The following is an 18,974-nucleotide window of genomic DNA, read 5'->3' on the forward strand; positions in this document are numbered from 1 at the left end:
TGGCGCGTCGACAGCTGCGGTTCGCTGGTGGGGGTGGTCATCGGAGCATCTCCATCGGTTCGAAGTGGTAGTCAGATCGGATGGTGGGCTCGTCGATATCGTCCTCATCATCGTCATCCCCCGTCTCGGGCAGGTCGACGCGTCGGCGCGGGTCGCGGGCGGAGCCGGTCAGCTCGGTGGCGAGATCGGACGAAGCGGTCAGTTCCGCGTCGAGCATCCGCTGCACGGTCCGCAGCGACCACACCCCGTCCGGGTCCGGCTCCTTATCATTCAGCTGCGCGGCCATCCGCGCGCTCATCCGCCGCTCCGACGGCGTCAACCCGCGACCGGCGCCCCAGTCCTCCAACAGCTGCGCGGCAACATCATCCACCTGGGACGGGCGGCCCTGCCGGATCGCGATCTTCTTCGCGTACTCGAGCGCGTCCAGACTGAACGGGGTGTCGAAGGCCCCCTTGTGCTCCCATTCGAGGGTGTGCCAGGTGTGGTCCTCGGGGTCATGGAAGTAGATCCGGGTCAGGTCGTCCGGGTTGACCACGAACGGCCACTCGGTGCCTGTGTCGCGGTGGATCGACCGGGCCCGGTTACGGTACTTCGCCACCGACTCGCCGGTGTAGCGGAGTTTGTGGATCTCCACCCCGTAGTGGTTGAACTGCCGCTTCACCACCGGCAGCAGCTCCAACAGCACGTTCCGGTCGGTCGGCAGCCGCAGCTGCCCCGCCACGGCGAGACCCTGGTCGTACCGTTGCGCGGGGCTGAGCTTCACACCCGGCAGGCTCGGGTCCACGAGGGACTCGTGGGGGCGGAGATGGTAGACGGTCGCGATCCACTCGCGGATGATCTGCTCCAGCTGCGGGACCGTGTAGACGGCCTCACCCTCCGGGTCGTCGCCCCGGCCGGACACATCGGCGCCTTTATAGCCGGGCAACTCCTGCAGCAGCGCGTCGAGGGTGCGGAAGAACCGCTCGACGGGGCTCTTGTCTGTGGGTTGGTAGACGCGGGCGGGCTGGATCGAGATTCCCAACCGGGCACATGCCGTGGTGACGTGTTCGGAGAGGAAAGGGCGGCCGTGGTCGATGACGATCGTCTCCGGCAGGATCCCTGCTCGAGTGAATCTGGCCACATCGGTGCGGGCAGGGTCAACGAGCACGGTGTCGGGAACGCCGTGATACGGCCAGCGGGCCGTAGCGTCCCAGCTTGTAGGTGCATCGAAGGGCTGCATCGCTTCGGCGAGGACGCCGGACACGTCGATGGACTTCGTCGACCCGGGCGTCAACCGCAACCCGAGGATGCACCTCGAGTACAGGTCGATCGCGACGGTGAGATCGGCGCACACCCACTTCCCGGTGACGGGGGCGACCGCGAACACGTTCAGCGGGGTGGTGTCCAGCAGGACGATCTCGCCCGGCCGAGTCGCGGTCAGCCTGCCGTAGGGTGCGGGCGGCCGGTTCGCGATCGACCGTTTCGCCTTCGTCGACCCCGCGAATGTGCCTCGGCCGCGGGAGAGCTCGCCCAGCGCCCGGTAGCCGCCGGCGGTCGAGGGGAGCCTGACGACACCGCGACCGTAAACCCGCTCGACACGGGCGGCGATCCTGGCCAAGACGATCTTCTTCTGCACCTTGGCCTGATCGTCCTGCTCGTCGAGAACGATCCGCGCAGTGTCCACCCAGCGCGGATCGAAGTTCGTCAGCGCTGCGCCCGTTCGGGATGTGCGGGTGTCGATCAGGCCGGCCTCGCCGGTGTCTCGGTAGCGGGCGACCCACCGTTCGAGCGTTCGAAGCCCGATGTCAAGCTCCGTGGCCTTGGCCTTCTGCCTTTCCCGCAGCGGGCGCTGCGGGTGGTACTCCAGCCGCGGTTCCCCGTCGCGGGCGATTTCGCGGGTTCCCGACCGGTACCCGGTGAGCACCTCACGCACATGGTCGGCTCGATCGTGAGCGGCCGCCTGCGCGGACCCCGTCGCATCCGACCACACCAGCATCAAAGGCTCCGACACGTTGTCGTCGCTCCGTCTGCCTGGGATGTGTGTCTTGCCGCCTTCCGCTGCGGGCCGCAGCACGTCGATCATCCGCAGTCGACGTGTGCGGCCATCGGCGGTGCGGACTATGACGGCACCGTCGCCGATCTCCGCGACCGTGCACATCTCGCCGTCGTACGCGAGCTGTGAGCCGGGAGTGATCTTCCACGTGTTCTTCATCTGTGCGTTCCTTCCTGAGTGGTCATGCGGCAGGTCGATGGCCGGGTAGATCGCGGATGAGAGCGTCGATCGCGCGGAAGACCGACTCGGCGCCGCACTTGTCGCCCATACCCGGTGGCACCGAGACCTCGGAGATCCCCAGTCCGGCGCACACCCGGCCCAGGTCATAGCGACCGGTGTCGCCCGACGGGCCAGTTCGGTGTGCTCTCGCGGCGACTGCCCTAAGAACTACGTCAACTGCCAGATGTCGGGTGTGACCGGTGCGTTGATCCCGGGCCAGGACCGTACCGCCCAGAACGCGGAGGATCACGAAGTCGTCGTCGCGGTGGGTGAACGTCATTCCGCGGCGCAGGTCATGCGGGGTCATGTCGGCTCCAAGAGGCTGGTGGTGCTCAGTGGGTGGGTCAGGTCCGTGAGCAGCCGCCGCGTCCACAGCAGATGCAGCACGAGGGAACGAGCGAACCGGGGGTTGCCCGTGATCGGAGTGACGGCCCTGACCGCCTCCCCCAGCGTCAGCGGCGTGCGAAGCTCCGCGGCGGCGGCATCGACCTCGGCGTCCAGGAACTGGAATCGGCGGCGGTAGCCGGCAAGGAACTGCACGTTCACCAGGAGCGTCGGGTCGGGCTCGGACTGAACCCGATATTCCCACCCGTGGTGCTCGAGCACGCGCCGCGACCACGCCAAGGAGTCGCGCACTTTCGGTCGCGACAGCTTCTCCGCCGGCTTCACGTCGACCACGCACGCCGACTCGTCCGCGTGAACGAGCAGGTAGTCCGGGATACGCCGGCGCGTCGTGCCGCGGTCGTCGCCTTCCATCAAGAACGGCTGCGAGAGGATCCACACCACCCGCGGATCGAAATCCGCCAACAGCAGGTTCACGTACTCCAGCCGCGACTCGTACCCGACCGGCGCCTCCATCGTCGCCGACCAGTACGACCCCGAGAAGTGCCGCTGTTTGCGGTACCAGCGGAACTCCCGCCACGGCACCGCCGTGTCGAACTGACGAACACGGACAGCGTCCAACGCAACGACGTCGACCTGGTCATCCGACTTGCGGATCCGAATGGTCGGCGCCGGCCCGGTCACAGTCCCGACGCTCCTCGGTGCGGGAACCGGCTCACAGCAGCGTCTGCGGCGGTCTCCCGGTTTGTGATCATGCGGCCATCATGGGCGCCTGCTCTCACGCGCAACAATGCACGAAACCACCATTAGTACGTAAGTCACGTCGTACCGAATCGCTCTTGCAATTCGGGTTAATACGTACTACGTGACGTACGTCCTAGTGAATGTCACATTCACTGTACCCTCGAAGCGGCAACAGTCAAGTTGTGTATGTGAGATAGACAACACCGGAAGGAGATCGCCTCGGAATCACCTTCGCGCACGTGCCCGGGGTCGGCGACGTGTGCGAAACTCGGGGCATGACGATAGTGGAGCCGATCGCACCCGAGGAGTCACGCCTGTTCTTCGGCAACAGCTACATGAACGCCGTCGTCATCGAAATCGCCGCCCTCGAAGGCGACACCTTCTCACCCAAGCAGATCGTCGAGGCAACCGGCCTCCTGGGCAGCATCGTCCACCCTCTCATTCACAAGCTCCGCGACGCGCACTTCCTCGAGTTCGTCGGCCGCGTCCCGGGAGAGCGGACTCTGCTGTACCGGATCCGCGACAACTACTGGTGGGAAGCCGCCCGACGCTACGCCGCCGACCGGCAGGCCGCGGCCGAGCGCGCAGCTTCCTAACCGGCCGGCGACTGCAACGGCAGGTAATACGCGTCGAGATCGATCGCCAACGCCGTGCCCAGCCGGGAGAGCGCGCGATACAGACGAGTCGCGAACCAGATGAGCTCCTGTCCGGGCGGCGCGTAGGCGATCCCGTCCGTCCGGTCAAATGCGCCGCCGCGCACGGCGATGCCGAGATCAAGCGCTGTGGGCTGGTCCTCGGCGATGGACCCGACAGCCGCGGCACCGCGGATGTCGCTCCAGTCGAGGTCTGTGCTGAGAAAGACACCCAGAATCGGCTTGCTGTCCGGTTCCTGTGGCGGGTAGGTGCCGCCGGCGTGCCGGATCTCCGCTGAGGTTCGGTGAAGCCGCCGGACGCTGGCGACCTTGTCCCGGGCGTAATCGAGATTGTCCTTGTTCATGCGAGGTTTCACCTCGCACACGGCGTACACGCTTTCCGCGGGCACGAAGCTCACCTCCCCCTGTTCGAAGAACAGGGGCGAGTACTGCCGGTCGTAGATGCCGATGTCGATCTGACCGCTCTGCTGCCCGAGGGAGTCGATCGCGAAGATCGGCCCCACGCCGTACCGCTGTGGGAGGAACTCACGAAGCACGCTGGTCCACTGCTCCTCGGTGGCGTCGCCCTTCGTTCCAGGGTGATCGGTGAACTGCGGCGTGAGTCCCAGCCCGGTGAGCATGTGATCCTGCTTGGCTGTGTAGGCCTTGGCGAGGTCGAACGGTTCAACCATGTGTGTGCTCGCTCTCGGTCGAGGGGGTGGGCAGGTCGCCCGCGGGGATGATGTCACACGGTCGGAGCTTGACGCCGCGCGCCATGTGCAGGTCGATCGCGTACTTGTCCTCGACACGTCGTGCGATCAACAGCAACGTCGGCTGCATCGTGCGGACCGCTGTCGTCACGGTGGTCAGCCTGTCGGTCGTGCTGGCGGGGACATCCATCGGGTGAGAGTGCCAGTCCCCGAGATACCCGAGCCGCGGATCCAGATCGCGAAGCTGTCTCACCGTTCGTCGCGTCACGCCCGCGGGGAGGCGATACGCGGTATGCCCCCGCTCGACGGCACGAACCTCGACCACGTGGGTGACCCACGGGTGCTGACTGGCGTGGACACCAACGAGAATTCCCCCGGTCTCAAACGGATGGGACAAGGTCGCCGCCTCCCGGATCCTGTCGAGCGCCGACTCCGACACGTGCACTTTGGTGCTCGTACTATGCATTCGGCCGCTCCCGCTCCCACCCGTCTGCAGCCGGGAACGCGAAGCTGCCTCGCGCGTTGAACGGGGCGGCATCGATCGGGTGGAGGACAGTGACGACGTCGTCCGCACCTGTGTCACGACCAGCGAGGAGTTCCACTGCCAAGAGCGCTGTGTCGGCGGCTGCTCGGAGGACGGCAGTCGGCGGCGCGTTGTGTACCGGGGCGGTGCAGCCGAGCTCCAGGAATCCCTCCGTCTCCTCGTCGTCACCAGGAGGGATCGCCGGATACGCCGGGCTCGTGCGCTGCAGAATCGGCGCATCCCCCTGGGCTTGCCGCTGGATGCGAAACAGGCGGCCGCCGCGATGCAGCGACACCGAGACAAGCGAAACGTTCTCCAGCTCGCATGCGCGGGCGAGCGCGAACGTTGCAGCGAACATCCCCGTGCAATCGACCACAAGGTCGAACCCTCCAATGACGTCCGCGACCTGCTCCGGGTCTAGCGGAAGCGCCGCTCCCTCCACCGTCCGACACCACGGTGCAGAACCCGCGATCCTCACGCTCAACCCCACGGTCTTCGAGTACCCGACGAGGTAGTCATCGAGGACATGCCGGGCAAGGTTCACCGAGCGGAGCTCGTCATCGTCACGAAGGTGGAGCTCACCGACACCGCTACATGCCAGCGACAGCGCGACCTGACCGCCCACCGCACCCACACCCGCCACGAGTACGCGCTTGCCTTGCAAGATGCTGGCGTCGGGTCCAGCACGTCGCAGTCGGCTAGCAACATCACTCGGCGAGGTCGAGTGCGGCGACGCAACCAGCTCTGCTCCGGCGCCAGCGAAGGAGAGCACCAGTGCTTCGAATTGCCCGTACTTCGGCCAGGCGAGAACCGCGAAGTCATATCCACCGCTCGCCTCTCCTTGAGCCGCGCCGTCGCGGCGCCCAAGGCCATGATTGAGATTGTCCCGCTGCCGGCGCGTGAGAGCGGCGCGGAACTCGTCGAGCGAGCGGGGGGCCTTCCGCACACTGTCGCGGTACATCACCACACCCTCCAGCGGGTGATCGTCGCGTGCGTTCTTCGTGAGTGTAAGGATCGCTTTGGACTTCCCGTGGACGACGTGGATGTCGCCGTTACGCGGCGTCGCTAGCAGCGCCGGTAAGTCGAGTTCGGCGCGCACAGCGGCGATCCCCGGGAACAGGACCCACGAATCAAGGGCACGGTCCTCCAGTTCGAACCCGCCCCTCGCGCTCGCGGCCCAACGATCTAGACGCTCCGAAAACGTGCTCCACGTCTGTCCGTGGATCTGCGCCGGATCGTCGTCAGCCCACAAGCAGATGTAACCCGACTTCGGCAGCACGTGATCAGCGATCAAGCCCGGCACGAACGCCTTGGCTGCCACCGCCGGCCACCCGTCAATGATCGCGATCTCCATCACACGCGCGTCAGTCAGCGGCTCGATCGACTCAGGAATCGCACCCGTCCAGTGGCGCCCCTCCGAGCCGACCGTGGGGCTGAAGCCGGCGCGGACCAACTCCGCACAGAATGCCTCAAACGCCGCCTGGTCGTACACGAACCCCGACACGACGCCATCACCCGTTCGATCGCGCGAAGCCCCGTGCCCGCGCCGGTCCCGTCGCGCTCACCGCCGCAACGCCAAGGATCGGGCGCCCATCCGCTCCGCACCCGGGCGGAAGGGGGAGCACCTGGCCGCGGTCATTCGAACCCAGGATCTCTCGCCAGATCGCCGCCGCGGCACACGCGTCTGCACGGAGCGCTTGCTCGGCCCGGGACGCCAACAGGCCGAATCGTTCCGAAGCGATCTGCCACTGTGCCTCGGAGAGGGCGGGACGGAGCGGCGTCTGCAGAATGGGATCGGGCAACCCCGCCCTTGCCGCTCGTTCGAACTCAGCGGCGACCTCGCGGAGCGAGCCAGCGAGCAACTCGGCCCACGAATCGCCGACCACGCGACCGGCCTTCCACGCGTAGTACGCGGCGATCTCGACATACAAGCCGCCCGGCTTTGCGTCAGCCAGGTGCGTGTGGCGCACCTGCCGCAGCAGCCGGACCACCGGCTTGTACGCGTTCCGAGATCCAACCGTCGGACTCGACGCGCTCGTCGAAAGCGAATCCGTCTCCGCCGCGAACAACACGGGACTCGTCTTGATCCATCGCGTCGACGGCTCCGACCAGGAATCGCGGTCCCGATTCGGGATCCCCCAATGCTCCCCCCACGGGACGGCGGGAACAGCATCAACGCTAAACGCCAAGTCGGCTTGCGCCCCCGGCGCCGCGAAGTCGATCTTCACGCTCCGCGCCTGCAGAGTCACACGGCCACCCTGCTCAACCAGCCCATAGTGGGCGATCAAGACCTTCGCAACCCGGTCATAGATCGTCGTCGGACTGGACGACGTCGACAGTGCCTTGAAGCGGAGGAAGACGTCGACATCCTTCCCCGGGTAGCGACCGGTCTCGCGTGCATACGACCCGATCAGGATCGTGTCGATCCCCCACTCCTTGAGACCGGAGTCCGTCTCCAGCAGCTCTCTGACTTCGGTGTGAGCCGCAATCGCGCGCTGCCGCTTCTCGCCGCTGATTGACACGTTCGACACGGCGTCTTCGAACTGATCCCCCAGGAACTCCATGGATCGCATCCTCTACATCGCTCAAGCACTCGACACGTTGGTGGTTGCTAGCCCGTCCTCGGACCTTTCGCCGACCTCTGACAGTAACGGCGACCCCCGACAGCTGGCGAACGGCGACGAAGCGAGCGCCTACGACGGCAGCCACCGCGCCACGCCGCGTTCTCAGGAAGATGGCGGAACCGCCATATACCCGCCACTTCAGTTGAGAATCCGCCATCATCGCCGAGAACCTACAAGCCCGACTACATCCCCGGCGCCATATCCGCGAACCGCGAATAATGCCCCTGAAATGCCACCGTGATCGTGTCCGTCGGCCCGTTACGGTGCTTCGCCACGATCAGATCCGCCTCGCCCGCGCGCGGGGAGTCCTTCTCGTACGCGGCCTCACGGTGCAGGAGCACGACCATGTCGGCATCCTGCTCGATCGAGCCCGACTCACGGAGGTCGGACAGGGCCGGCTTCTTGTCGGCACGCTGCTCGGCACCACGGTTCAGCTGCGACAGGGCGATGACGGGAACCTGCAGCTCCTTCGCCATCAGCTTCAGCGCACGTGAGAACTCGCTGACCTCCTGCTGACGCGATTCGACGCGCTTACCGCTCGTGAGCAGCTGCAGGTAGTCGATGACGACCATCTTCAGACCCTCGCGCTGCTTCAGGCGACGGCACTTCGCGCGGATCTCGACGAGCGTCATGTTGGGGCTGTCGTCGATGTAGAGAGGAGCGTCGTTGATGCGACCGCGGGTCGCGGCGACGGTGGTCCAGTCACGGGAGTCGAGGGTTCCCTTGCGCATGCTCTGCAGGGGGATGGCGCCCTCGGCGCTGAGCAGGCGCATGGCGATCTCGCTGCGCCCCATCTCGAGCGAGAAGAAGATGCACGGCGCGTTCGACTTGATCGCGGCGGCGCGGGCGAAGTCGAGCGCGAGCGTCGACTTACCCATGGCGGGACGCGCGGCGAGAACGATCATCTGGCCCGGGTGCAGGCCGTTGGTGAGCTGGTCGAGACCGGCGAAGCCGGTGGGGATGCCCGTCATCGACCCGTCACGACCGCGAGCGGCCTCGATCTCGTCGACCGCGGCATCCACCGCCACCGTCAAGGGGATGTAGTCCTCGGCACTGTCGTCGCCCGAGACGTTGTAGATCTCGGCCTGCGCGCTGTTCACGAGCTCGACCGGGTCGCCCTCGCCGGCGTAGCCCATCTGCACGATGCGCGTGCCGGCCTCGACGAGGCGGCGCAGCATGGCGCGCTCCGACACGATCGACGCGTAGTAGCCGGCGTTGGCGGCCGTCGGCACGATCGAGGTGAGCGTGTGAAGGTAGTCCGCTCCCCCGGCGCGCTGCAGCTCACCGGTCTTGATGAGCTCGTCGGTCACGGCGACGACGTCGGTCGGCTCGCCGTGCGAGTAGAGCGTGAGGATGGCCTCGAAGATCAGCTCGTGCTTCGGCACATAGAAGTCGGGACCGCGCAGGGTCTCGATCACATCGGCGACGGCGTCTTTCGACAGCAGCATGCCGCCCAGCGCACTCTGCTCGGCCAGCATGTCGTGCGGCGGCGTGCGCTCGGGGCGGGGTGCTTTTCCGAGACGGTCTTCGGCGATGTCAGCGATGGCCACGTGCTCTCCTTCAGTGCTCGGACGCCCCGTCTCCACCTCACGCGCGCGCGTGAGGAGATCGGAAACGCTGCGGGTGGGACGACCTCGCCAGCATGGAATCACCGACATCCGACATCGACGCGCGTCGGTGGTGAAGGGGATGCCCGAGGGGCTGCACCCACGCTAGATACCACGGTCTCCACATGCAAACAGACCTGTGGATAACTCTGTGGACAGTTTGCGGGAAACGCCGCCACGTCTGTGCACAACTACTGTGGAGAACTCGGTGGATGGATAGGAATTTGGCCGTCGAAACCCTGCTTGACCGGGTAAAAATCTCTCCACAGCTTTCCTGCGTAAAACCTGCGTGAACTTCGGCTTGAAGGTTGTGCGCTAGGGCGTCCACATGTGTACAACCCGGGGGATAACTCGCCGAACCCCTACCGATCCGAGACCCCCGCTGTCAAATCTTTTTTCCCATCCGGCGTGTCGGCGGTCACCTGACCGTCACCCGTCGACTACTGGGATTTCACCCACACCCTTTCGATCCCGCGGATGCAGGCGTACCGTGGCCCGCGCAGAATCGCCGACGATTCTTTTGGGGGTGCATCGATGGATGCCATGGCGGGGCGAAGGGTGTCGCACGTGCTGCGACTGCTCGTCGCCGGCGCCTGCGCGGCATTCGCCCTCGCGCTCCTCTCCCTCGTCCTGTCGGTGACGTCGGCCTCGGCCGACGACGGCGGAGGATCGGGTCTGCTCGGCGGGATCGCCTCGACCGTCGACGACGCGACCGACACGGTCGCCGACGTCGCCCGCCCGATCACCGACGCCGTCGAACCCGTCGCCGATCACGTGGCCGACACCGCGGCATCCGTCACCGACACCGTCTCAGAAGCGCTGCCCGAGCCCGTCGCGGCCCCGGTGACCGAGATCGCCGACACGGTGACCGACACCGTCACCGACACGGCGGGCGACGTGACCGGCGGAGCGCTCGACACGGTCGACACCGTCGTCGACGACGCGACGCAGGGAGTGTCCGACGTCGTCGACTCCGGCGTGGTCGGCACGATCGTCGAACCCATCGTCGACACCGTCGAGACGCTGCCCGTGGTCGGACCCATCGTCGGCGACACGGGCCTCGGCGACGTCGTCACCGACGTGGGCGACACCGTCGACGGCACGGTTCCGGTGATCGTCGGCGAGCTGCCCTCGGTCGACCCCGTCACCCCGATCACCCCCGTCGTCCCGACCACCCCGATGCCCATCGAGCCGGTCGACCTCGGCGGAATCGTCACGGCCCCGGCCGCGACCCTCGCGACCGACACCACGCCCCCGCCGGCGGTGAGCGCACCGTCGACGGCTTCCCCGGCCGCCCCCACCGATGCGCTCACCGCGCAGGCCCGCGCGACCGCCGTGTTCTTCACCGCCGCCGCGCACTCCGCACCCGCGGCGCAGGTCGCCGCCGCCCCGGCATCGCCCGCGGCTCCCGCCGACGCTCCCGCGCCTCTCGCCGCGCAGAGCGTGTCGGGCGTCCCGGCCTCGTCGACGGCATCCGGAAGCTCCTCCGCCGGCTCCTCCCCCGTCGCAACGCCCGCCGACGCCGCCTTCGGCGCCGGCCTGCTACTTCTCGCTCTCCGCCACGACGTCGACGACGATCTGCCGGGGAGCCCCGTCTTCGCCACCGACGTCTCTCCTGACTGAGGACGGTCGCGCCGTGCCCCGCACGGCACACGACCCCGCGCGTTCGCGCACCCTCATTCACACACAGGAGAAACACTCATGCGCAAGTTCTACTCGCGTGCCCTGCTGGGCGCGCTCGTCGGGGGCGGCTTGGCCGTCCTCGGATGCGGCATCGCCAATGCCGCGGAGACCTCGGGAGCAGACGGTCTGCTCTCGGGAGACCAGGCCGGCATCTCGGTCGACCTGCCCGTGACCGTCGGCGGCAACGCCGTGTCGCTCATCGGCGACAGCCACAGCGAGGATGCCGACACCTCGGCCCCCGCACCGGATGCCGCCCCGGTGACCACCACCGACGGCAGCGACGGAGTGGCCTCGGGCAACCAGGGGATCATCTCGATCGACGTGCCCGTCGCCGTCGGCGGAAACGCCGTCTCGGTGATCGGCGACAGCCACAGCGAGGATGCCGACACCTCGGCCCCCGTTCCGGCCCCGGAGCCCGCTCCCGAGCCGGAGACGGCTCCCGAGCAGCCCCCGCTGCACGTCATGCCGGTCTACACCGACGAGGTGCCCGCGCCGGCGGACTCCACGACCACCGACGGCACCGACAGCGTCGCGGGTGGCAACCAGGTCGTCGCGCCGGTCGAGGTTCCCGTCACCATCGGCGGCAACGCCGTCTCCGTGATCGGCGACAGCCACACCGAAGACGCCACCACCACCGGCGGCACCACCGGCACCGGCTCCACCGGCGACGTCAAGACCGACGGCACCGACAGCCTCCTCGGCGGCAACCAGGCCATCATCCCGATCGACGTACCCGTCACCATCGGCGGAAATGCCGTCTCGGGCGTCGGCGACAGCCACAGCGAGGATGCCACCACCACCGGCGGCACCACCGGCACCGGCACCGGCTCCACCGGCGACGTCGAAACCGACGGCACCGACAGCCTCCTCGACGGCAACCAGGCCATCATCCCCATCGAGGCGCCCATCACCATCGGCGGCAACGCCATCTCCGTGATCGGCGACAGCCACACCGAGGACGCCACCACCACCGGCGGCACCACCGGCACCGGCACCGGCTCCACCGGCGACGTCGACACCGACGGCACCGACAGCCTCCTCGGCGGCAACCAGGCCATCATCCCCATCGCCGTACCCGTCACCATCGGCGGAAACGCCGTCTCGGTCATCGGCGACAGCACCTCGACGGGTGCGACGACCACCGGCGGCTCGAACGGTGGTGGTGATGGTGTCATTGGGGGCATCATCACCGACGGCACCGGCAGCATCGGCGGTGGAAACCAGCTGATCATCCCGATCCAGCTGCCCGTCACGATCGGCGGCAACGCGGTCTCGATCATCGGTGACAGCACCACCGAGGGCTCGCACACCGGCGGCACGCCCGGCACGCCGGGAACCCCCGGTACGCCCGGCACCCCGGGAACGCCCGGTACCCCCGGAACCCCCGGCACCCCGGGGACGCCCGGCACCCCCGGAACGCCTGGCACGCCCGGCACGCCCGGCACCCCGGGAACCCCCGGCACCCCCGGCACCCCGGGCACTCCCGGAACCCCCGGAACGCCCGGCACCCCCGGCACCCCCGGCACCCCCGGCACCCCCGGCGGTCACACCACCACCGGCGGCACTCCCGTCGTCGGCTCGGTCGCCTCGGCGAGCACCGTGACGCCGCTCTCGACGAGCGCGGCGAAGACGCTCGCGGTCACCGGAACCGACGGCTCCACGGCCCTCGGACTCGGTGTCGCCGGCCTGCTCGCGCTGCTGATGGGAGGCGTGCTGCTGCGCCGCCGCCGCTCGCTCTCGTGAGCCACGGAGGGCGCTGACCCTCAGCGGAACGACACCGGATGCCGACGTGCTGTCGCGGCGTCCGGTGTCGTGGCGCGCCCGCGACGGGGCGCGACCGGGCGCCCTGGCCCCTTCGACAGGCTCAGGGCCCTCCGCCGCGGGAGTGCCGGGCTACAGGGCCCCGGCGCGGGGGTGTCGGGCTACAGCGCGCCGCCGCGACGCTCGCGCTCGAGGAACGCGATCGTCTCGGGGCGCTGCGGGTCGTCGAAGATCTGCGCGGGCGTGCCCTGCTCGACGATGCGGCCGCCCTGCATGAACACGATGCGGTCGGCCACCTCGCGCGCGAACGACATCTCGTGCGTGGCCATGAGCATGGTCGAGCCGCGGTCGCGCAGCACCCGCACGAGGTCGAGCACCTCGCCGACCAGCTGCGGGTCGAGGGCCGAGGTGATCTCGTCGAGCAGAAGGAGCTCGGGGTTGGTCATGACCGCGCGCACGATCGCGACGCGCTGCTGCTGCCCGCCCGAGAGGCGGTCGGGGAACTCGCGGGCCTTGGCGCCCAGACCCAGCTGTTCGAGCAGTTCGGTTCCGCGAGCGTAGGCCTCGGCCTTCGGCATCCCGTGCACTTTGCGTGCGGCCAGCGTGACGTTGTCGATCACGCGCAGGTGCGGAAAGAGGTTGAAGTGCTGGAACACGACGCCGATGCGCGCGCGAGCGGCGTCGGGGTCGATGGTCGGGTCGGTGAGGTCGTCGCCGTTGAGCAGGATCTGCCCGTCGTCGACGCGCTCGATGAGGTTGATGGTGCGCAGCAGCGTCGACTTCCCCGACCCCGAGGCGCCGATGAGCACGACCACCTCGTGCTGGGCGAGCTCCAGGTCGATGCCGTCGAGCACCACGTGGTCGCCGAACGCCTTGCGGACGCTGCGGACGTCGAGCACGGTCATACGGTTCCGCCCATCTGCTCGCGCTTCGCCAATCGCGCCGAGACGTAGTCGGTGAGGCGGATCATCGGCAGCGCCATCGCCACGAACAGCAGCGCCGCGACGATGTACGGCGTGAAGTTGTACGCCTGGGCCGAGGCGATCTGGGCCGCGCGGACGGCATCCACCGCTCCGAGCACCGAGATGAGCCCCACGTCTTTCTGCAGCGACACGAAGTCGTTCATGAGCGCCGGCACGACCTTGCGCACGCCCTGCGGGATCACGACGATCCGCAGCGTCTGCGCGTGACTCAGGCCGAGCGAGCGGGCCGCGACGCGCTGCGAGGGGTGCACGGCCTCCATGCCCGCGCGCAGCACCTCGGCGATGTACGCCGAGTACGTCAGCACGATCGCGATCGTGCCCCACAGCACCACCGGCACGCGCCCGAAGACGCCGAGCGCGGGAAGCCCGAAGCCCACCAGGTACAGCACGATCAGCAGCGGGATGCCGCGGAACAGGTCGGTGTAGATCGTCGCGAGCGCGCGCAGGGGGAAGAACACCGGCCCCCGCAGCGAGCGCAGCACCGCGAGAGTCGTCCCGAGGATCGCGACGGCGATCGCCGCGACGAACAGCACCTGGATGTTGACCCACAGCCCCGCGAGGATCGACGGGAAGCTCGCCAGCGCGATCTCGGGGTCGAAGAACGCGCGGCGCACGTCTTCCCACCCCGGGCTCGACAAGATCGCCCAGCCGACGACGACGACGAAGACGACCGAGCTGACCAGCGCGATCAGCACTGACTTCGTCGACTGCCGACGCCGTGTGGCGCGCCGACCGAGCTCGAGCTCGCTCGGCCGCCACACGGCCTCGGAGGGGGCGGATGCCACGGGGCTTACTTCAGCACGGGAGCCGCGTCGGTGCCCCCGAGCCAGGTCTGCTGCAGCTCGTCGAGCGTGCCGTCGGCGCGCAGGGCGTCGACCGCGTCGGAGACGGGCGCGGTGAGCGGCGAGCCCTTGGGCAGCACGAACGCGAGCTCGTCACCGCCGGCCGAGGAGTCGGGCAGCTGACCGACGACCTTGCCGTCGTCGAGCACGGCACCGGCGAGGTAGAACGCGGTGGGCAGGTCGACCACGATCGCGTCGACCTGGCCGGACTGCAGGGCGGCGACGGCATCGTCATTGGAGTTGTAGACGCTGAGGTTGCCGGTGCCGAGCTGATCGGCGGCGACCTGGTAGCTGGTGGTCGCGCTCATGACGCCGACGGGCAGGTTCTTCAGCTCGGCCACGGTGGTCGCCGACGCGGCGGGCGACGAGCCGGTCGAGACGACGGCCTGCGTGGTCGTGTAGTACGGCGACGAGAAGTCGACGGCCTGCTTGCGCTCCTCGGTGATCGAGAACTGCTGCAGGTTGAGGTCCCAGTCCTTGGCGCCGGGCGCGATCGCGCTGTCGAAGGTGCTGCGCACCCACACGACGTTCTCCTTCGAGAAGCCGAGCTCGGTCGCGACGGCGGCCGCGACCGCGGCCTCGAAGCCCTTGCCCGAGCCGGGGTCGTCGTTCTCGACCCACGGCGAGAAGGCGGGCTCGCCCGTGGCGATGGTGAGCTTGCCGGCCGTGACGGTCTGCAGGGCGCCCTCGGAGGCGGGAGCCGCACCGGCGTCGGAACCGGTCGGGGCGAAGGCGCAGGCGGTCAGCGACGCGACCGTGGCGGCGGCCAGAGCGGTCAGGGCGGCGGCGCGGCGCAGGCGTGCGAAAGCGGTCACGATGTCTCCTCGTGGACGTATCGGGGTCATCCCCGGAGTGCTGTGATGTGCACAGCGTACCGGCGGTGTGTTTCGGGGAAGGTCGCGGGCGAAACCTGGCGACACGGGGCACCGCAGGGACGGTGGGGCTGTGACCTGTCGCGCAGGGTGCGTGGCGTCGGGCGCGGGTCACGGCATCCTGCCGATGCGCCCCCTACTCGGCCAGGCGCCAGTCGTCGAAGCTGAACCCCGGCGACACGAGGCAGCTCACCACGACCTCGGCGTCGCCCGCAGGCCGGGCCGCCTGCCACACGCCCGCCGGAACGGTGTGCTGCAGCACGTGTCCCGCCTCCAGATCGGGGCCGAGCGTGACCGTCTGCGCCTCGCCCGGCTCGGCGCCCGCTCCGCCGAGCGACAGCTCGAGCGCGCCGGGACCGTGCCACAGCCACACCTCGTCGCTCGTGACGACGTGCCACGCGCTGCGCTCGTCGGGCCGCAGCAGGTAGTGGATGCAGGTGGCCGCGGGACGCTGACCCGCGGGAGTGTCGACGGCGTACGACCCCGTCCACCTGCGGCGGAACCACCCGCCCTCGGGGTGCGGTTCGAGGTCGAGCAGCCGGGCGGTCTGCGGGCGGTCGGTGTCGGCTGGATCGGTCATGCGCGCACTCCTGTCTCACGGGTGAAGGCGGGCGAGGCGGAGCGCGCCTCGCCGTCGATGAACGTCGCAGCTGCGCTTCCCGCCCCGGCCACCACGAGGTGTTCGATCGTGGCATCCACCTCCGACACCGGGATGTCGAAGAACGCCAGATCCGCCACGGCGCCCACCGCCAGGTAGCCCGTGCGGGCGGGGCCGGTGTCGAGGCCCATCGCGTGCGCCCCGCTGAGGGTCGCCGCGCGAAGCAGCAGCTCGGGCAGGTCGCGATTGACGTAGCCCTGGGCCCGCGCGAGCCGGTGCAGTTCGGCGACGTCGGCGAGCAGATCGAGGGAGGGACTGGATGCCAAGGAGTCGGTGCCCACGGCGAGCGCATTGCCCTCGACGAGGTAGGCCGCCACCGGCGGCTCGTCGAGTCCGATCACGGCGTTCGAGCGCGGGCACAGGGCCACGGTCGTGCCGCGGGCGCGCAGGATCGCCCGGTCGCGCGCCGTCATGTAGACGCCGTGCGCGATGTGGCAGTCGGGGCCGAGCACGCCGAGCTCGTCGACGAACTCGGTCGCCCCGGTGCCGAACCCCTCGTCGCGCAGGGCGCGGAAGCTCGCGGGACGCTGCTTCTGCCACGGCACCGCCTCGCCGTGCTCGCGCTCGAACGCCGCCTCACCGAGGTGCAGGTGCAGGCGACTGCCCCGCTCGCGAACGATGTCGGGGATCTCGAGCAGCGGCTCGACGTCGAGCGAGTACGGCGCGTGCGGAGACAGCCCGGTGCCGGGCGGAGACGGCAGCGCGTCGAGCCGGGCCTCCACCTCGGCGCGCCCGCGTTCGGCCCACGCGGCGTTGGTCCAGCTCATCACCTCCCAGTAGGTGATGCCGTGCAGGCGAGCGTCGTGCAGCGCCGAGGCGGCTTCGACGTCGGTGACGATGTCGGCGACGGCGGTCGTTCCCGCCGCGATCATCTCGCGCGCGCCCGCGGCGGCATCCTGAGCCCAATCGTGACCCGCGCGGTACACCGGGGTGAACGCGTCGTCCCAGTCGTCGAAGCCCGCGTACGACCCGCGACCCACCTCGGCCATGCCCGTGTACTGCAGGTGCGAGTGCGCGTTGACCAGGCCCGGGGCGAGCACGCCCGGCCAGTGCACCTCGTCGAAGGCGACTCCCCGCGCCCGCAGCTCGTGCACGACCCACTCGCGATCGCCGACGTGCCGGATGCGTCCTCCCGCCACCGCGATCGCCCCGCCCGGAATGGGCGGCGCCGTGATCGGAAGGACGAGGGATGCCGAGTACACCCTCATCGCGCACCCCCGGCGTAGCGCGGAGAGCGCCAGTCGTCGAGACCCTCGGGGTCGAGGGCTCGTGGCGGGTCGATCTCGGCGCCGCGCACGCGGAGCGCCTCGCGCGCGACGAGGTCGTCGACCTCGGGACCCACGGCGTGCACCCCGGGCGCCGGGCGACGGCGCAACAGCTCGCCGAGGGCGGCGAGCTGCACGGCGAACGACAGGTCCATGATCTCGATCGGGTTGCCCTCGGCCGCGGTGATGTTCACGGCTCCTCCCCCGCCGAGCACTTCGGCGCCGGCGTCGACGCCGTCGGCCGCGACCTCGCCGGGCACGCCCCCGGCTACGGCGACGACCCGTGCGACCGCGGAGAGGTCCGCGGTCACGGTGCCGGGTACGCCGGTCGCCGAGACGACGAGCGCCCCGGCGGCGAGCTCGTGCGCCGGTCCCGTGGGGAAGCCGTCGTGCCGCGCCTCGAGCGCCCGCACCGGGTCGGTCTCGGCGACGCGCACCGCGGCGCCGAGCGCGCGCAGGTGCGCCGCGACGCCGCGTCCGACGGGACCGTACCCCAGGACGAGCGCGGGCTGATCGGTGAGCGCGATCCCCCGCTCCTCGAGCAGGTCGGCGATCGCGAACACGCACGACTGGCCGGTGCCGTAGCGGTTGTCGAACATCGTCTTCGTGCGGGCGTCGTTGACCGCCATCACCGCGGTGCGCAGGATGCCGGCACTCTGCATCCGCCGCAGCGGGGTGAGCCCGCTCGTCGTCTCTTCGCACGCGCCGATCCAGTCCGCGACGAGGGACGGATCGTCGTCGTGGGCGAGGCGGATGAGGTGCGCGCCGTCGTCGAGCAGCACGTCGAGACCCGCGCGCAGGAAGGCACGGGCGGCGGCGAGCTCCTCCGCGCCGCTCAGCGCCGGATCGGCCGTGACCGCGAAACCCTGCGCCCGCAGCGCGTCGGCCACCGCCGGATCGGTCTCGTCGGGATGCGCGTACACAGACACCTCGGCCCCCCGCTCGCGCAGCAGCAGCGACAGCACCGCGGTCTTGGGCTCGAGCACCATCGCCACCCCCACGCGCAGTCCGGTCAAGTCGAGGCGTTCGGCCATCGCGGCCGAGACGGGCATGTGCGCGCGAGCGAAGGAGATGCGGCCGGCGGCATCGCCGCGCTCGGGCAGCGGCGCACCATCGAGGTGCACCGTGTCGGCATCCAGATCGAACTCCACCCGCCCGGGAGTCGGTTCGGGACTCGGGATGCCGCCCAGCCGCACGAGCAAATCGTGCAGGCCCGACGCCTCGGCGCCCCGCACGGCGAAGGGGCGGCCGGCGAGCATGAGGTTGGACGCGCGCGCGAAGCGCCGGACGATGCGCTCGGGTGCGCGAGGGTCGGTCACGGGGTTCAGCCTAGGGTCGCGGGTGCGGGCGAGCGTGCGGCGGGGGCCCTCCGGCGCCGTGAGGCTCAACGCCCCCGCGGCCCGGTTCGGGTGCGCATGTCGCCCTCTGGGGCGAACGATTCGCGCCCCGACCGCGAGAATCCGCCCCGACCCCCCGG

At 69.4% G+C, this 18,974-nt stretch carries 17 protein-coding genes; 3 read left to right on the top strand and 14 right to left on the bottom strand.

Annotated elements, in window-relative coordinates:
• Window positions 1–37: 37 nt before the first annotated feature.
• Genes AB1K56_RS13100 through AB1K56_RS13110 form a run of 3 tightly spaced genes read right to left on the bottom strand, consistent with a single transcriptional unit; the run spans window position 38 to window position 3,277 of the window.
• Window positions 38–2,191 carry an integrase gene (locus AB1K56_RS13100; protein ID WP_371206011.1) on the bottom strand — a complete coding sequence of 718 codons (2,154 nt, stop codon included), beginning with the start codon at window positions 2,189–2,191 and terminating at the stop codon, window positions 38–40.
• Between the two features lie 22 nt (window positions 2,192–2,213).
• Window positions 2,214–2,558: a hypothetical protein gene (locus AB1K56_RS13105; RefSeq protein ID WP_371206012.1), complete on the bottom strand. Its 345-nt coding sequence runs from the start codon at window positions 2,556–2,558 to the stop codon at window positions 2,214–2,216.
• Window positions 2,555–3,277 (bottom strand): TnsA-like heteromeric transposase endonuclease subunit, encoded by a 723-nt coding sequence (locus tag AB1K56_RS13110; RefSeq protein WP_371206013.1) that lies wholly within the window; start codon window positions 3,275–3,277, stop codon window positions 2,555–2,557. The genes AB1K56_RS13105 and AB1K56_RS13110 overlap by 4 nt, the downstream gene beginning before the upstream one ends.
• Window positions 3,278–3,612: 335 nt before the next feature.
• On the opposite strand from AB1K56_RS13110, the gene AB1K56_RS13115 reads away from it, so the two are divergent.
• Window positions 3,613–3,933 (top strand): hypothetical protein, encoded by a 321-nt coding sequence (locus AB1K56_RS13115; RefSeq protein ID WP_371206014.1) that lies wholly within the window; start codon window positions 3,613–3,615, stop codon window positions 3,931–3,933.
• On the opposite strand, the gene AB1K56_RS13120 is transcribed toward AB1K56_RS13115, so the two are convergent.
• The 5 genes from AB1K56_RS13120 to dnaB all read right to left on the bottom strand — a co-directional run bounded on the left by AB1K56_RS13120 (window position 3,930) and on the right by dnaB (window position 9,304).
• Window positions 3,930–4,661 carry a DUF6602 domain-containing protein gene (locus AB1K56_RS13120; RefSeq protein ID WP_371206015.1) on the bottom strand — a complete coding sequence of 244 codons (732 nt, stop codon included), beginning with the start codon at window positions 4,659–4,661 and terminating at the stop codon, window positions 3,930–3,932. The genes AB1K56_RS13115 and AB1K56_RS13120 overlap by 4 nt on opposite strands.
• Complete coding sequence (locus AB1K56_RS13125; RefSeq protein WP_371206016.1) at window positions 4,654–5,217, bottom strand: Mov34/MPN/PAD-1 family protein; 564 nt, start codon at window positions 5,215–5,217, stop codon at window positions 4,654–4,656. The genes AB1K56_RS13120 and AB1K56_RS13125 overlap by 8 nt, the downstream gene beginning before the upstream one ends.
• A complete protein-coding gene (locus AB1K56_RS13130) occupies window positions 5,138–6,706 on the bottom strand; it encodes a ThiF family adenylyltransferase (RefSeq protein ID WP_371206017.1) in 1,569 nt (522 codons plus the stop codon). The genes AB1K56_RS13125 and AB1K56_RS13130 overlap by 80 nt, the downstream gene beginning before the upstream one ends.
• 7 nt (window positions 6,707–6,713) lie before the next feature.
• Window positions 6,714–7,766, bottom strand: coding sequence for a nucleotidyltransferase (locus AB1K56_RS13135; RefSeq protein WP_371206018.1), 1,053 nt, complete (start codon window positions 7,764–7,766; stop codon window positions 6,714–6,716).
• A 242-nt stretch (window positions 7,767–8,008) separates the two neighbouring features.
• A complete protein-coding gene (gene dnaB, locus AB1K56_RS13140) occupies window positions 8,009–9,304 on the bottom strand; it encodes a replicative DNA helicase (RefSeq protein ID WP_315994599.1) in 1,296 nt (431 codons plus the stop codon).
• Between the two features lie 663 nt (window positions 9,305–9,967).
• On the opposite strand from dnaB, the gene AB1K56_RS13145 reads away from it, so the two are divergent.
• Both AB1K56_RS13145 and AB1K56_RS13150 read left to right on the top strand, forming a co-directional pair.
• Entirely contained in the window at window positions 9,968–11,056 is a 1,089-nt protein-coding gene (locus AB1K56_RS13145) for a hypothetical protein (RefSeq protein ID WP_371206019.1), read from the top strand.
• A gap of 78 nt (window positions 11,057–11,134) precedes the next feature.
• Entirely contained in the window at window positions 11,135–12,859 is a 1,725-nt protein-coding gene (locus AB1K56_RS13150; RefSeq protein ID WP_371206020.1) for a chaplin family protein, read from the top strand.
• Between the two features lie 179 nt (window positions 12,860–13,038).
• On the opposite strand, the gene AB1K56_RS13155 is transcribed toward AB1K56_RS13150, so the two are convergent.
• The 6 genes from AB1K56_RS13155 to AB1K56_RS13180 form a co-directional block, all read right to left on the bottom strand.
• The gene (locus AB1K56_RS13155; protein ID WP_264629526.1) at window positions 13,039–13,782 is read right to left on the bottom strand and encodes an amino acid ABC transporter ATP-binding protein; all 744 of its coding nucleotides are present in this window, start codon (window positions 13,780–13,782) and stop codon (window positions 13,039–13,041) included.
• Window positions 13,779–14,645, bottom strand: coding sequence for an amino acid ABC transporter permease (locus tag AB1K56_RS13160; protein ID WP_264629527.1), 867 nt, complete (start codon window positions 14,643–14,645; stop codon window positions 13,779–13,781). Before AB1K56_RS13160 ends, AB1K56_RS13155 begins: the two co-directional genes overlap by 4 nt.
• Window positions 14,646–14,650: 5 nt before the next feature.
• The gene (locus tag AB1K56_RS13165; RefSeq protein ID WP_371206021.1) at window positions 14,651–15,517 is read right to left on the bottom strand and encodes an ABC transporter substrate-binding protein; all 867 of its coding nucleotides are present in this window, start codon (window positions 15,515–15,517) and stop codon (window positions 14,651–14,653) included.
• A gap of 193 nt (window positions 15,518–15,710) precedes the next feature.
• Window positions 15,711–16,154 (bottom strand): cupin domain-containing protein, encoded by a 444-nt coding sequence (locus AB1K56_RS13170; protein WP_371206022.1) that lies wholly within the window; start codon window positions 16,152–16,154, stop codon window positions 15,711–15,713.
• A complete protein-coding gene (locus tag AB1K56_RS13175) occupies window positions 16,151–17,440 on the bottom strand; it encodes an amidohydrolase family protein (protein WP_371206023.1) in 1,290 nt (429 codons plus the stop codon). Before AB1K56_RS13175 ends, AB1K56_RS13170 begins: the two co-directional genes overlap by 4 nt.
• Window positions 17,437–18,816, bottom strand: coding sequence for an adenosylhomocysteinase (locus tag AB1K56_RS13180; RefSeq protein ID WP_371206024.1), 1,380 nt, complete (start codon window positions 18,814–18,816; stop codon window positions 17,437–17,439). Before AB1K56_RS13180 ends, AB1K56_RS13175 begins: the two co-directional genes overlap by 4 nt.
• Window positions 18,817–18,974: the final 158 nt, after the last annotated feature.

Source organism: Microbacterium sp. BWR-S6Y (assembly GCF_041379845.1).
GTDB classification, from domain to species: Bacteria; Actinomycetota; Actinomycetes; order Actinomycetales; family Microbacteriaceae; genus Microbacterium; species Microbacterium hydrothermale.